The organism is Pseudomonas sp. ES4, from assembly GCF_050586665.1.
GTDB classification, from domain to species: Bacteria; Pseudomonadota; Gammaproteobacteria; order Pseudomonadales; family Pseudomonadaceae; genus Aquipseudomonas; species Aquipseudomonas frederiksbergensis.
Genome location: NZ_JBOBDO010000001.1, coordinates 130,215 through 143,548, shown reverse-complemented (window position 1 = coordinate 143,548; position 13,334 = coordinate 130,215). Strand labels below are relative to the sequence as shown.

At 60.7% G+C, this 13,334-nt stretch carries 13 protein-coding genes; 9 read left to right on the top strand and 4 right to left on the bottom strand.

What is annotated here, in order from left to right; translation table 11 throughout:
- Positions 1-105: 105 nt before the first annotated feature.
- Positions 106-885, top strand: a complete 780-nt coding sequence (gene fpr, locus ACQ4OB_RS00575; RefSeq protein ID WP_003443014.1) for a ferredoxin-NADP reductase — start codon at positions 106-108, stop codon at positions 883-885.
- Between the two features lie 177 nt (positions 886-1,062).
- Here fpr and tsaA read toward each other — a convergent pair whose 3' ends face one another.
- A complete protein-coding gene (gene tsaA / locus ACQ4OB_RS00570; RefSeq protein ID WP_430955025.1) occupies positions 1,063-1,761 on the bottom strand; it encodes a tRNA (N6-threonylcarbamoyladenosine(37)-N6)-methyltransferase TrmO in 699 nt (232 codons plus the stop codon).
- 162 nt (positions 1,762-1,923) lie between these two features.
- Positions 1,924-2,805: a LysR substrate-binding domain-containing protein gene (locus ACQ4OB_RS00565; protein ID WP_074879613.1), complete on the bottom strand. Its 882-nt coding sequence runs from the start codon at positions 2,803-2,805 to the stop codon at positions 1,924-1,926.
- A 159-nt stretch (positions 2,806-2,964) separates the two neighbouring features.
- On the opposite strand from ACQ4OB_RS00565, the gene ACQ4OB_RS00560 reads away from it, so the two are divergent.
- The 6 genes from ACQ4OB_RS00560 (at position 2,965) to ACQ4OB_RS00535 (ending at position 10,465) form a co-directional block, all read left to right on the top strand.
- Positions 2,965-4,602 (top strand): 5-guanidino-2-oxopentanoate decarboxylase, encoded by a 1,638-nt coding sequence (locus tag ACQ4OB_RS00560; protein ID WP_430954952.1) that lies wholly within the window; start codon positions 2,965-2,967, stop codon positions 4,600-4,602.
- Complete coding sequence (locus ACQ4OB_RS00555) at positions 4,599-6,047, top strand: aldehyde dehydrogenase family protein (RefSeq protein WP_430954951.1); 1,449 nt, start codon at positions 4,599-4,601, stop codon at positions 6,045-6,047. Before ACQ4OB_RS00560 ends, ACQ4OB_RS00555 begins: the two co-directional genes overlap by 4 nt.
- Before the next feature lie 217 nt (positions 6,048-6,264).
- The gene (locus tag ACQ4OB_RS00550) at positions 6,265-7,368 is read left to right on the top strand and encodes an extracellular solute-binding protein (RefSeq protein ID WP_050682563.1); all 1,104 of its coding nucleotides are present in this window, start codon (positions 6,265-6,267) and stop codon (positions 7,366-7,368) included.
- Positions 7,369-7,637: 269 nt separating this feature from the next.
- A complete protein-coding gene (locus ACQ4OB_RS00545) occupies positions 7,638-8,546 on the top strand; it encodes an ABC transporter permease (RefSeq protein ID WP_074879606.1) in 909 nt (302 codons plus the stop codon).
- Positions 8,543-9,391, top strand: a complete 849-nt coding sequence (locus ACQ4OB_RS00540; protein WP_074879603.1) for an ABC transporter permease — start codon at positions 8,543-8,545, stop codon at positions 9,389-9,391. Before ACQ4OB_RS00545 ends, ACQ4OB_RS00540 begins: the two co-directional genes overlap by 4 nt.
- 18 nt (positions 9,392-9,409) lie before the next feature.
- Positions 9,410-10,465 (top strand): ABC transporter ATP-binding protein, encoded by a 1,056-nt coding sequence (locus ACQ4OB_RS00535; protein WP_074879601.1) that lies wholly within the window; start codon positions 9,410-9,412, stop codon positions 10,463-10,465.
- A 141-nt stretch (positions 10,466-10,606) separates the two neighbouring features.
- On the opposite strand, the gene ACQ4OB_RS00530 is transcribed toward ACQ4OB_RS00535, so the two are convergent.
- On the bottom strand, positions 10,607-11,536 hold the full coding sequence (locus ACQ4OB_RS00530) for an AraC family transcriptional regulator N-terminal domain-containing protein (protein ID WP_430954950.1): 930 nt from the start codon (positions 11,534-11,536) through the stop codon (positions 10,607-10,609).
- A gap of 336 nt (positions 11,537-11,872) precedes the next feature.
- Here ACQ4OB_RS00530 and ACQ4OB_RS00525 point away from each other — a divergent pair, with 336 nt between their 5' ends.
- Positions 11,873-12,226 (top strand): putative quinol monooxygenase, encoded by a 354-nt coding sequence (locus ACQ4OB_RS00525; RefSeq protein ID WP_430954949.1) that lies wholly within the window; start codon positions 11,873-11,875, stop codon positions 12,224-12,226.
- Positions 12,227-12,267: 41 nt separating this feature from the next.
- Positions 12,268-12,498: a hypothetical protein gene (locus ACQ4OB_RS00520; protein ID WP_033057544.1), complete on the top strand. Its 231-nt coding sequence runs from the start codon at positions 12,268-12,270 to the stop codon at positions 12,496-12,498.
- Here ACQ4OB_RS00520 and ACQ4OB_RS00515 read toward each other — a convergent pair whose 3' ends face one another.
- Positions 12,499-13,128 (bottom strand): flavin reductase family protein, encoded by a 630-nt coding sequence (locus ACQ4OB_RS00515; RefSeq protein ID WP_074879595.1) that lies wholly within the window; start codon positions 13,126-13,128, stop codon positions 12,499-12,501.
- Between the last annotated feature and the right edge of the window lie 206 nt (positions 13,129-13,334).

The window sequence follows — 13,334 nt, the reverse complement described above, 5'->3', positions numbered from 1 at the left end:
TATTGTGGCTGCCATTAGAATGCGATGCAATTGCGCACAGCAGCTCATTTTTTTGCAGAGCCGGCGCAGAGCTCGCGCAGACCAATCTCCAGGAGTCCCACGTACATGAGCAACATGAACCACGAGCGTGTCCTCAGTGTTCATCACTGGAACGACACTCTGTTCAGCTTCAAGTGCACCCGCGATCCGGGCCTGCGCTTCGAGAACGGTCAGTTCGTGATGATCGGCCTGCAACAGCCCAACGGCCGGCCGCTCATGCGCGCTTACTCGATTGCCAGCCCGAACTGGGAAGAGCATCTCGAGTTCTTCAGCATCAAGGTGCCTGACGGCCCGCTGACTTCCCAGCTGCAGCATCTGAAGGAAGGCGACGAGATCATCATCAGCAAGAAGCCTACCGGCACGCTGGTGCTGGACGACTTGAAGCCTGGCAAACATTTGTACCTGCTGAGCACCGGTACCGGTCTGGCGCCTTTCATGAGCGTCATCCAGGACCCGGAAACCTACGAGCGTTTCGAAAAAGTGATCCTGTGTCACGGCGTACGTTACGTCAACGAAGTCGCTTACCGCGAATTCATCACCGAGCACTTGCCGCAGAACGAGTTCTTCGGCGAGGCCCTGCGTGACAAGTTGATCTACTACCCGACCGTGACCCGCGAGCCGTTCGAGAACGAAGGTCGCCTGACCGACCTGATGCGCAGCGGCAAGCTGTTCAGCGACATCGGTTTGCCACCGATCAACCCGCAGGACGACCGCGCCATGCTGTGCGGCAGCCCGAGCATGCTCGACGAGACCAGCGAAGTGTTGAACAGCTTCGGTCTGAAAGTGTCGCCGCGGATGCGCGAGCCGGGTGATTACCTGATCGAGCGAGCGTTCGTCGAGAAGTAAGCAGCGCTGCAATCCATGTGGGAGCGAGCCTGCTCGCGATAGCGGACCGTCAGTCAACGTCATCGTTGAATGTTTCGCCGCCATCGCGAACAGGCTCGCTCCCACATTGGTTTGGTGGTGACCATAAAAAGCCCGCGTTGCCTGTAATGGCAGCGCGGGCTTTTTCGTTTTTGGCGTTCAGACGTTCGCGGGAATGACTTCCAGAACGCGGATCAGGTCAGGCGTCGGGTAATGCCAGCGCACATCCACATCCCAGAACTGCGCACCGTATTCCCGTTCGGGTGTAGGAATCTGGTACGCCGGACGTGGGTCTTGTGCCAGGCATTGCTCGATCAACTCCACCAGCGGTTCTTCAAGGCGCTGAGCATGGTCGTGAGCCTGTTGCAGCGCTGAATCCGTCCACTGCACGGGAATCAGCTGCGGCGCGGCGCTGGCGATGCGGTTGGAGGCCGTATCGATGATGTCGGCGTAAGGCACGTAGGGCTTGATGTCGAGAATTGGCGTGCCGTCCAGCAGGTCAATGCCGGATATCCACAGGCGATTGGCTTCAACCTTGTCCAGCTTCACCACGGATTGGCCGATGCCATTGGGCCGATGCGTCGCGCGGGTGGCGAACACACCCATGGATTTGTTACCGCCGAGACGAGGAGGGCGGACTTTCAGTCGTGGCTTTTCTTCCAGGGCCTGGTGAAACAGGAACAGCAGCCACACGTGGCTGACCTGTTCCAGACCTTGCACCGCATCGCCCTGATCGAACGGCGCCACCAGTTCCAGCACGCCGCGAGCGGCCGGAGCCAGTTGTGGCTGGCGCGGGATGGCGAACTTCTCCTTGAAACAGGAGCGCACAAAGCCGATGGGGGAAACGCTGTAGGTCATGGTCTGGGGTCGAGGCGGGGTGAGGGTGGGCATGATAACCCACACAATGATCGTTCCCACGCTGCGTGGGAATTGCCTCAACGGACGCTCCGCGTTCGCTTTGGAAGGAACGCGGAGCGTCCCGGGCTGCATTCCCCCGCGGAGCGTGGGAACGATCATCAATCACCGCGATTGAGCCTGTTCCACCAACCACCCCATCAAGTCGCGCAATTTCGGCGAGGGTCCGGGTTTTTCGGGGAAAACCAGGTAATACGCGAGCCCGGTCTTTACCTTCAATTCAAACGGCATGACCAGCCGCCCGGCACTCAGATCATCGCCGATCAACGACCAATCCCCGATCGCCACGCCGGTCCCTTGGGACGCCATCGACATCGCCAGGTCCAGCGTTTCGAAATGCTGACCCTTGCCGACATTGCTCAAGCGAATATCCGCCGTGGCCAGCCAGGCTTTCCAGTCCCGTTCATCCCGGGTCGGGTGCAGCAACATGTGCTGCTCCAGATCCTGCGGCGTCATCAGCGGCACTGGACCTTCCAGCAGAGGTTTGGAGCAGACCGGTGTCAGTTGCTCATCGAACAAATGAAAAGAGGCCAGCGCGCTGTCCGGCGGTGCGCCGTACATCACCGCGGCATCGAACTGCTCGCGATGAAAATCCACGCCGTGCTTGACCGTGGTGGTCAATTCCACTGGCACATCCGGGCGTTCCCGTTGCCACTGCAACAGCCGTGGCAACAACCAGCGCATGACACACGTCGGGGCCTTGAGTTGCAGGGTTTCGCGCTTCTCGCCGATCTGCTCCACGGCCTCGTCGATCAGGCCGAAAACCTGCTGCACCCGTGGCAGCCATTCCCGTCCTTCGGCGGTCAGGCTCAAGCCCCGCGCCTGGCGAATGAACAGCTCATAACCGAGGTGATCTTCCAGCCCGGCGATCTGCCGGCTCACCGCGCCTTGGGTGATGTGCAGCTGTTCGGCGGCCCGGGTGAAGTTGCAGCACTGCGCGGTGATCAGAAAAGTGTGCAGCGCCGGCAGGGGAGGCAGTCGTTTCATTGGGATCCAAGGTATGACGTGAGGACATGGCTAGTATGACTTTTTATCCATTGTTGCGGCTACGTGTCGCCCGTTCCAATGAGGCCATCCCTGGACTTGCCGACCCATCATAAACACTGCGCAGGTCCGGCGTCTCAAACGAACAAGAAGGGCAAAGACATGGCGACGTGCGGCGAAGTATTGGTCAAGTTACTCGAAGATTACGGGGTCGAGCAGGTGTTCGGCATTCCCGGGGTTCACACCGTGGAGCTGTATCGCGGGCTGGCCCGTTCGAGCATCAACCACGTCACTCCGCGGCACGAACAGGGCGCCGGTTTCATGGCCGACGGTTACGCTCGCACCAGCGGCAAACCGGGTGTGTGCTTCATCATCACCGGCCCAGGCATGACCAACATCACCACCGCCATGGGCCAGGCTTACGCCGACTCGATCCCGATGCTGGTGATCTCCAGCGTGCAATCGCGCAGCCAGTTGGGCGGCGGTCGCGGCAAGCTGCACGAGCTGCCGAACCAGAGCGCATTGGTCGGCGGCGTGGCGGCGTTCTCCCACACCTTGATGTCGGCGGCTGAATTGCCGGGTGTCCTGGCGCGCGCTTTTGCGCTGTTCCAGGCCGGCCGTCCGCGCCCGGTGCATATCGAAATTCCGTTGGACGTGCTGGTCGAAGAGGCCGATGACCTGCTCAACAGCGTACCGGTGAACATCGACCGCGCCGGTGCCTCGCCGAGCGCAATCAGTCGCATGACCGCGCTGCTGGCCGGTGCCAAGCGCCCACTGATTCTCGCCGGTGGCGGCGCCATCGATGCCGCCGCCGAGTTGACTGAACTGGCCGAACGGCTGGACGCCCCGGTGGCCCTGACCATCAACGCCAAAGGCATGCTCGAATCCAATCACCCGTTGCTGATCGGCTCGACCCAAAGCCTGGTCGCGACTCGCGCTTTGGTGGCTGAAGCTGACGTGGTACTGGCAATCGGCACCGAACTGGCCGAAACCGATTACGACATCACCTTCGCCGGCGGTTTCGAAATTCCTGGCGTGCTGCTGCGTGTGGACATCGACCCCGACCAGACCGTACGCAACTACCCGCCGAAAGTCGCGTTGGTAGCCGACTCGCGCAACGCCGCACAAGCCTTGCTGAGCGAACTGTCCCACCACTCGCTGGCCGAGCGCCGCAACGATTGGGGCCAGGTGCGAGCTGCGCGTTTGCGCGATGAATTGGCCGCATCCTGGGATGCCCCGACGTTGGCCCAGACCCGTTTCCTGGAAACCGTCTTGCACGAACTGCCAAACGCAGTCTTCGTCGGCGATTCGACCCAACCGGTGTACACCGGCAACCTCACATTCAACCCGGAACGCCCGCGTCGCTGGTTCAATTCGTCCACCGGTTACGGCACCCTCGGTTACGCCTTGCCGGCCGCGATTGGCGCCTGGCTCGGCGGCAATGTTGAAAACGGCGCACGTCCTCCGGTGGTGTGCCTGATTGGCGACGGCGGCCTGCAATTTACCCTGCCGGAACTGGCCAGCGCCGTTGAAGCGCGCACCCCGGTGATCGTCCTGCTGTGGAATAACCAGGGCTACGAAGAGATCAAGAAATACATGGTCAACCGCGCCATCGAGCCGGTCGGCGTGGACATCTACACCCCGGACTTCATCGGCGTGGCCAAGGCGCTGGGCTGTGCCGCCGAAGCCGCCTGCGGTGTCGAGCAACTGCGTAGCGCACTGCGCGCCGCCACCGATCGCCAGGGACCGACCCTGATTGAAATCGATCAGACCCAGTGGATGAAGGCGGTGTCGAAATGAGTTTTCCAACCACTCTTGATGGCCTGTACATCAACGGCCAATGGTCCGCCGGCAACGAGCATTTGCGCGTGATCAACCCGGCGACCGAAGCGCTGTTGACCACCGTGAATGGCGGCGATGAACGCGCAGTCGAGCAAGCCGTTACTGCTGCGACCAACGCCTTCAAGCAATGGTCGACAACCACTGGCGCCGAGCGCGGGGCGATCCTGCGCAGAATCGCCGCGGGTGTGCAGGCCGGTCGTGAGCAATTGATGAAATTGCAGTCGAGCAACAACGGCAAACCACTGTTTGAAGCGGCCATCGACGTCGATGACGTGATCGCCACCTTCGAGTACTACGCAGGTTTAGCCGAAGGGCTCGATGCCAAACAAGACAGTAACGTCGAGCTGCCAACCGACGACTTCAGCGCTCGTGTGCGCCGCGAGCCGTGCGGTGTGGTCGGCCTGATCGTGCCGTGGAATTTCCCCATGGTCACCACCGCCTGGAAACTCGCCCCGGCCCTGGCCGCCGGTTGCTGCGTGGTACTCAAGCCGTCCGAAGTGACGCCGCTGCCGGAGCTGGAACTGGCGACGATCATCGCCGAGGCCGGTCTGCCAAACGGTGTGTTCAATCTGATTTGCGGCACCGGCCTGGCCGTCGGCGCGCCGCTGTCGGCGGATCCGCGCATCGCCAAGATTTCCTTCACTGGTAGTAACGCGGTGGGCGTGCAGGTGATGCAGCGGGCGGCAGAAACCGTGAAGGGCGTGAGCCTTGAACTGGGCGGCAAATCCTCGCTGCTGGTGCTCAAGGACGCGGACATCGAGCTGGCCGTGGAAGTGGCCTGTGGTGGCGGTTTCTTCAACGCCGGGCAGATGTGTTCGGCCACCAGTCGCGTGCTGGTGGCCGATGAACTGGCGGACGAATTCCTCATCCGTTTGAAGGCCCGCGCCGAAGCCATTCGCGTGGCCGACCCGTTCGACCCGAACGTGGAAATGGGCGCACTGGTCAACCAGGCGCAATACCAACGCGTGCTCGGTCACATCGATCGCGGTTTGAGTGCCGGCGCCAAACTGGTTTGCGGCGGCAATCGTCCGGCAGACCTGCCGCGCGGTTATTTTTTACAGCCGACGATTTTCACCGATGTGCCCTCAGGCAGTGCGCTGTGGTGCGAAGAGATCTTCGGCCCGGTGATCTGCGTGCGCAGTTTTGCCAGCGAAGCCGAGGCGATTGCCCTGGCCAACGACAGCCAGTTCGGCCTGGTGGCCAGCGTGGTCACCCGCGACGCCGAAGCGGCCGATCGGGTCGCCAACGCCTTGCAGGCGGGGCTTGTGTGGATCAACGCGCCGCAAGTGATCTTCCCGCAGACCGCCTGGGGTGGCTACAAACAGAGCAGCATCGGTCGCGAATTGGGGCCGTGGGGCTTGCAGGCTTTCCAGGAAATCAAACACGTGATTCGGGCTGTCTGACGGCACGAAAAAGGTGAGCGCATGCCTCGTGATGAGGCATGCACTGGCGTCATGGCTTCGATGAGTTTTTATCGATAGTCAGGTGTTTTACACGACCTCAGGATGAACTCGCTGGCTCAGCCAAACCCCCGAAAATACGGGGGCTAATGCTGAATCGGTCGCGCGGATGCAACAGTTTCGACCTGCCTTATACCTACAAAAACAAAGGGAGTCCGTAATGGGCGAACATGATCTGAACAGACGTCAATTCATCAAGACCGTAGGCGTAGCCTCGGTGGCAGCGGCCGCCATGAGCATGCCGTTCATCAAGGCCAATGCCAGCGACACACGCTTCCAGGGCAAAACCCTGCGCTTGCTGACTTGGTCCGATGACACCGGTTTGGCAGCCCTGCGCAATATCGCCGCGACCTTCGAAGCCAAGTACGGCTGCAAAGTCATCGCCGACCGCACCGGCAGCACCTCGGAAATGGTCGCCAAACTCAAGGCCGGCGGTGATCGTCCGCAGTACGACATCATCACCCTGGCAGGCGTCGGCGCCGAAGGTCTGGCCGCCGCCAACCTGCTGGAAAAACCCGACCTCAACCGCATTCCCAACCTGATCGACGTACCGGAGAAATACCGCACCGGCGCCAACGGTCACGGCATCGGTTACCTGCTGTGGTGCAACAGCCTCGTCTACAGCACCCGCACCATCAAGGAAGCGCCGGACAGCTACGCAGCCCTGTGGGACGCGGAGCTGTCGCCGAACATCTTCCTGCCGCCGCCAAACTGGACCGAGGCCATGGACCTGATCATCATCGCCGCCAAATTGGCCGGTGGTGACGAACACAACATCGAGCCGGGCTTCAAGAAGCTCGCCGAGCTCAAAGATCGCGTCGTGACCCTGGGTGAAAACCCGAACCAGATCGCCGAACTGTTCCGCACCGGTTCGCTGGACATGGGTGGCTTGTACGCGCCGGCGTTCTTCCCGAAACAGATCCGCGACCCGGCTTACGGCCTGGGCGCCACCTTTGGCATGAAGGAAGGTTTCTACACCGACCTGATGCTCTCGGTCATGCCGAAAAGCCGTCCGGGCGATATCGACCTGGCCTACGCCTTTATCAACCACTCCCTGGACCCACTGGTGCAGGGCAAGATGGCTGAGGACATCTACAACGGTCCGGTCAACGCCAAGGCGATCATCTCCGCCGAAGCGCGAAAGAGCCCGTACATCCTCACGCCGGAGCAGATTGCCGAGAAAGCGATCATGCACGACAACGCCTTCCTGGCCTCCGTGCATGACCAATGGATTCGTCGTTACACGGAAATCTTTTCTTCCTGATCGAGTGACGAACACAGGATCTTCAACCACTGAAGATCCCCTGTGGGAGCGAGCCTTTGTGGCGAGGGGGCTTGCCCCCGTTGGGACGCGAAGCGTCCCTAAATCCTGTCATCGCGGTGCATCAGGTGCACCGCGATGACAGGATAACGACTGCTTCGCAGCCGAACGGGGGCAAGCCCCCTCGCCACAAAGGCTCGCACCCACAAGGGGCCAATGTGATTTCGAGACCTGTGCTTGCTCAGCTGCTTTCCATTGACGAGACCCTTGCTATGGAACACCAACCTCTGACTCATCCGGTTGCCGCCGCTGCAGTGCGCGCCAATCGGGGTGTTTCGCCGACGACGCGTGCCTGGTTTTTCCTCTCGCCGTCGATGCTGTTTCTGGGCGTATTGATCGCCGCCAGCCTGCTGGTACTGCGCATGAGTGTGGGCACCAAAGGCGCGGAATGGACCGGGTTCAGCCTGGCCAGTTACGCCCAATTGCTGGAACCGTATTACCTCAAATCCTTGCTGCTGACCCTGCGTCTGGCGCTGATCAGCGCAGTGATCGCCGTGGTGCTGGCGATCCCGGTGGCCTACACCATGTCGCGGCTGACCTCGCCCTTCGTGCGACGGATCTTCCTCGCCGCGGTGCTGCTGCCATTGCTGGTCAACCTGTTGCTGCAAAGCTACGGCTGGCTGGTGATTCTCGGTCCCGGCGGGATGCTCAATCAGGCGCTGATGGGCCTGGGCCTGATCAAGCGTCCGATCATGCTGCTCTACAACCAGAACGGCGTGTTGATGGGCCTGGTGCAAACCGCGTTTCCGCTGGCCGTGCTGCCGATTGCCAGCGCCATGCGCGGCGTCGCCCGGACCTATGAAGAGGCCGCCGCCACCCTGGGCGCCAGCCGTTTTCAGGTGTTCCGCCAAGTGGTGCTGCCGATGAGCATGCCGGGGATCATCACGGGTGCGACATTGGTATTCGCCTACAACGCCAGCAGCTTCGTGGTGCCCTTGCTGCTCGGTGGTCGACGCGTGCCGATGCTGGCCGTGATGGTCCATGACCAGATCGCCCCGCTGATGAACTGGCCCGCCGCCTCCGCTGCCGGTGTGGTGCTGATTGTCACCACGCTCGCGATCATGACTTTGTCCGAATACATCACTGGCCGTCGTCGGCGCATGCTGGAGGCTTCCCAATGAGCACCCTGATCAAAAAGCGTTATGGGCTGTTGCCCGGCGAGACCGGCAAGTTCGCCGGCATTCTCTCGGGCTTCATCCTGCTGCTGGCGGTGCTGCCGATCCTGACCATGATCGTCATGTCGTTCAGCGGTGCATCGAACCTCGATTTCCCGCCGAGCAGCTACAGCCTGCAATGGTACGAGGCCGCCTGGAACACCTTCGTGTCGCCGGATTCCAGCGATGTGCTGAGCCTGGGCAAAGCCATGACCACCAGCCTGATGGTGGCGTGCCTGACCATGATCTTCGCGACGATTATTGCGGTACCGGCAGCCTATGCCCTGACCCGTTGTGAATTCCGCGGCAAAGCCGTAGCGCTGCAACTGATGTCGCTGCCACTGGTGTTCCCGATGGTGGTGTTGGGGCTGGCGTTATTGCTGGTGTTCGACAGCTTGCCGTTCCACATCACGACCTCGCGGTTGGTGATTGCCCACGTGATCCTGGCGCTGCCGTTCGTGGTGAAAAACTGCACCGCCGCGATGCTCTCCATTGGCAGCGAAGTCGAAGAAGCCGCGCAGATGCTGGGCGCTTCACCGACCCGGGCGATTATCGATGTGGTGGTGCCGCTGATGAAGTCGGGGATTCTGGCGGGGATGCTGCTGGCGTTCATCGTCTCGTTCAACGAATTCACCGTGACCTATTTCCTCTACACCATCGACGTCATGACCGTGCCGATCTGGATGTACAGCCGCACCGTGTCTTCGCTCGACCCAACCGTATTCTCGTTTGCCGTGCTGATCGTGCTGATCGACTTCGTGCTCATCTGGGCGCTGGAAAAGTTGGTTGGCGAAGGCGGCGTTTCGTTCTGATTTCTTGAGGTGATTCAAATGACTGGTCTGATTCTGGAAAACGTCGAGAAACATTACGGCTCGGCCTGCGCGGTAAAGGATGTAAACCTGCATTTGCCCGAGGGCAAGCTGGTGTGTTTTCTCGGCCCGTCGGGCTGCGGCAAAACCACCTTGCTGCGGATGATCGCAGGGCTTGAAACCCTGAGCGGCGGAGAGATTCGCCTGGACGGTGAAGACATCGGCCACACCCCGGCGCATCAACGTAATTTCGGCATGGTGTTTCAATCCCTGGCGCTGTTCCCGCACATGACGGTGGGGGAGAACATCGCCTACCCGCTGAAACTGCGTGGCGTCAGCAAGGCTGATCAGCAGGCGCGGGTGGCGGAGTTGCTGCAACTGATTCAGTTGCAGGAAATGATCGACCGTCCGGTGTCGAAACTCTCTGGCGGTCAACGCCAGCGCGTGGCGATTGCCCGGGCGATTGCCAGCCGTCCGAAAATCCTCTTGCTCGACGAGCCGCTGTCGGCACTGGACGCCAAGCTGCGTGAATCGATGCAGGTGGAAATCCGTCAGCTGCAACAACGCTTGAACATCACCACCATCATGGTGACCCACGACCAGCGTGAAGCCATGACCATGGCCGATATCGTCGTGGTATTGGGGGAACATCGGGTGCAGCAAGTGGGCTCGCCGATTGAGATCTACCGGCATCCGGCCAATGAATTCGTCGCGGATTTTATTGGTTCAGGAAACATTTTCCCGGCCACGGCGCTGGGCAACGGCAAGGTCAGCTTGCCCGGTGGCGATGCGCTGCAAGTGCCAATCTGCAGCAGCATTGTGGTCGGTGAGAAAGTGAAGATGCTGATTCGCCCTGAGGACCTGCAACTGTCGCATCCGCAGGCGACGGCGGGGAATCGGTTGCTCGGCAAGGTGACGTTCGTGCGTGATATTGGCGCGACGATTGAAACGACCGTGGAGTGTTCCGGGGTGTCGTTTACGGCGTTGAGTACGCCGTGTCAGGGGTTTGGGTTGAGCATTGGCAATCCGGTGTCGGTGACCCTTCCGGCTGAGGCGTGCCGAGTACTCAGCGCCTGACTTTAGAGGTGGATTGACTGTACTGGCCTCTTCGCGAGCAAGCCCGCTCCCACAGTTGACCGCGTTCTCATGAACAACTCGGTCTAATGTGGGAGCGGGCTTGCTCGCGAAGGCGTAAGTCGCAGCACCACAAAAACTGAATCAAACCGACAAGCGCAACCGCGCCAAATCCCGCAACGGCGGAGCCCCGAACAATCGGCTGTACTCCCGGCTGAATTGCGAAGGGCTTTCATACCCCACCCGATACCCCGCCGCCGAAGCCTCCAAGCCTTCGGCCAGCATCAACCGCCGCGCTTCTTGCAGGCGCAATTGCTTCTGATACTGCAGCGGACTCATCGCCGTCATCGCCTTGAACCGGTGATGCAAGGTCGACACGCTCAGGTTCACTTCCTTCGCCAGATCATCGATGCGCAACGGCTGTTCATAGTTGCCGTTGAGCCATTTGATCGCCTGGCTGATGCGATGGCTCTGGCTGTTGGCGATAGCGATTTCGTACAGCCGCTGGCCCTGCTGACTGCGCAACAACCGATAAAGAATTTCCCGGCGAATCAACGGCGCGAGCATGGCGATGTCTTTCGGCGCATCCAGCAAACGAGCCAGACGCAGCACGGCGTCGAGCATCGCAGTGTCGATCCGTTCGACATACAAGCCGCGCCCAGTCGGTCGGGTGGGCACACCGAGAGGACCGGCATCGGCAATCAGCGCGGAGATTTCCGCCGGGTCGATATCCAGCCGCACCGCGAGGATCGGTTCTTCAGACGTGACGTTCACCACGCGTCCGCTCAATGGCATCGAGACGGAGACCACCAGGTAGTTCAGCGGATCGTAATTGAAGTATTCATCGGCCAGCCTGACCTCTTTACGGCCCTGCGCCATGATGCACAACGCGGGTTGCGCCAGTACCGGGGCAAACTCATGGGACTGGCTATGGCGAGACATGAAGAGCGAGCCGACGGCAGTCGCATAAGTGCCATCGTCCGTCGTGTTGCGGCGAATGATGGCGGCCAGTTCTGCGCGCTGTTTCTCCATGTCGGTGTCCAGCGGGGCTTGAAAATGATCGAGCGACGACATGCAAGGCATCCTCGGTGGGGCGTTGGTAATGAGGTGAGCTTAAGTTTGTGCAATACGAAGCGGTAGACACATCCTGCCTCAACCTTGCCTGATTCTGCACGGAGTGAATTGACGGCACCTCAATGACAGGGCAACCCCAGGAAAACTTGCTTGAAAGCCGTGTTTCAGTCCTGTGACAGGATTTACACGGTGTTACAGGTGCGGGGGTGCAGCTTCGCAGGATTGTGCAACAAGCCTGCAGGAATCGACTAACCGCGCTTCCACCGGCGCGCTTAACCTTGGATCCTGTCGCAGCCCGTCCCACGGCTGCCACTCGAGTACCTGGGAGGGTTGAACATGTCTACGCAGATCCCCGTCAGTCATATGGCCTTTGTCCGCGCCCGCGCCGGGCGTTCGGCGGAACTCGGTGCACGCCTGAGTGCCTTGATCGAGCCGTCCCGCAGCGCGCCGGGTTGCCTGAGTTTTGCCCTGCAACAATCGCAGTGCGATCCGGAATTGTGGCTGGTGTCCGGTTTCTGGATGAACCAGCAGGCCATGACCGCTTATTTCAGCACCCCGGCCATGCAGGTTTTTGCCGGGTTGGTGCAAGACCTGGTGGTCAACAGCCTGGATTTTCATACCTTCAAGGATGTGTCGGCCGCCCAGGCGCAGGGGCAGTCCCAGTCATGGGTACACAAAATGGCGGGTTGAGGGTTTAATGGCTCAATTCTCCATTCAGCAGGATCCGCGAAATGGCACGCAAAGCCTTTGAAACCTTCGAAGCCGTATCGGCCGTAGTACCCCGTGAAGGCGGTTATAACGCCGCGATTGCCACCAAGGCCATCGGTGGTTCGGGTGCACCGCGCTTTCACAAGCTGCTCGAAGAGCAGACTTTCAAAACGGCCCGCGAGGCCGATGAAGCCGCCGCGCTGCAACTGACCCACCTCAAAGATGTCAGCGAAGACGGCGACCTGATCTGGTAACTACTTGACCGCCCCCGGGCGATACATCTTGAACAATGCCTCAGGCCCCAGCTGGAAATAATCCGCTGGCCCGCCGCCGCGCAGAATCGGTTCTGCCGCGGCGGTGTCGTACACCCCATCCTTCAACAGCCACTTGGCGATATGCACGGCGACCACTTCGCCGAGAATCAGCCAGCTCGGCACCACGTTGCCATCGGCCCGCTGCAACTGAATGATCTGCGTGACCTTGCACTCGAAGGACACCGGGCTTTCGGCGACGCGTGGCACCTGAATGATTTTCGACGCTGCCGGGGTCAGTCCGGACAGCTCGAACTCGTTGACCTCAGGCCCGACCATGGCGCAGCTCTGGTTCATCTGCTCGGCCAGCGGACGGGTCGCCAGGTTCCAGGCGAACTCACCGGTGCGCTCGATGTTGTTCAGGCTGTCTTTGCGCCCGACACTGGAAAAACCAATGATCGGCGGAATGTAGTTGAAGGCGTTGAAGAAACTGTAAGGCGCCAGGTTCAAGCGGCCATCGGTATCCTGGGAGGAAATCCAGCCAATGGGGCGCGGACCGACGATGGCATTGAACGGGTCATGCGGCAGGCCGTGGCCGTTGGCGGGTTCGTAGAAGTGGATGTCGTCGGGCATGGGCGTGGGTTCCAGAAGCTGTATTCGTGGGCGCTCATAGTGCTGGGACGAACAGATAATTTCCAGCGATGAGATCCGAATAATGTGGGAGTGAGCCTGCTCCGGGCGGCGTTCCGACGATAGCGGCGTCACAGACAACAAATTGGTTGCCTGACACACCGCAATCGTCGGAACGCCGCCCGGAGCAGGCTCACTCCCACAGGGTT

Coding starts and splice junctions, on each gene's coding strand:
- tsaA (WP_430955025.1), bottom strand. CDS start 1,761: ATGACCTACAGCGTTTCCCCCATCGGCTTTGTGCGCTCCTGTTTCAAG.
- ACQ4OB_RS00555 (WP_430954951.1), top strand. CDS start 4,599: ATGAGTTTTCCAACCACTCTTGATGGCCTGTACATCAACGGCCAATGG.
- ACQ4OB_RS00530 (WP_430954950.1), bottom strand. CDS start 11,536: ATGTCGTCGCTCGATCATTTTCAAGCCCCGCTGGACACCGACATGGAG.
- ACQ4OB_RS00560 (WP_430954952.1), top strand. CDS start 2,965: ATGGCGACGTGCGGCGAAGTATTGGTCAAGTTACTCGAAGATTACGGG.
- ACQ4OB_RS00535 (WP_074879601.1), top strand. CDS start 9,410: ATGACTGGTCTGATTCTGGAAAACGTCGAGAAACATTACGGCTCGGCC.
- ACQ4OB_RS00545 (WP_074879606.1), top strand. CDS start 7,638: ATGGAACACCAACCTCTGACTCATCCGGTTGCCGCCGCTGCAGTGCGC.
- ACQ4OB_RS00565 (WP_074879613.1), bottom strand. CDS start 2,805: ATGAAACGACTGCCTCCCCTGCCGGCGCTGCACACTTTTCTGATCACC.
- fpr (WP_003443014.1), top strand. CDS start 106: ATGAGCAACATGAACCACGAGCGTGTCCTCAGTGTTCATCACTGGAAC.
- ACQ4OB_RS00525 (WP_430954949.1), top strand. CDS start 11,873: ATGTCTACGCAGATCCCCGTCAGTCATATGGCCTTTGTCCGCGCCCGC.
- ACQ4OB_RS00550 (WP_050682563.1), top strand. CDS start 6,265: ATGGGCGAACATGATCTGAACAGACGTCAATTCATCAAGACCGTAGGC.
- ACQ4OB_RS00540 (WP_074879603.1), top strand. CDS start 8,543: ATGAGCACCCTGATCAAAAAGCGTTATGGGCTGTTGCCCGGCGAGACC.
- ACQ4OB_RS00515 (WP_074879595.1), bottom strand. CDS start 13,128: ATGCCCGACGACATCCACTTCTACGAACCCGCCAACGGCCACGGCCTG.
- ACQ4OB_RS00520 (WP_033057544.1), top strand. CDS start 12,268: ATGGCACGCAAAGCCTTTGAAACCTTCGAAGCCGTATCGGCCGTAGTA.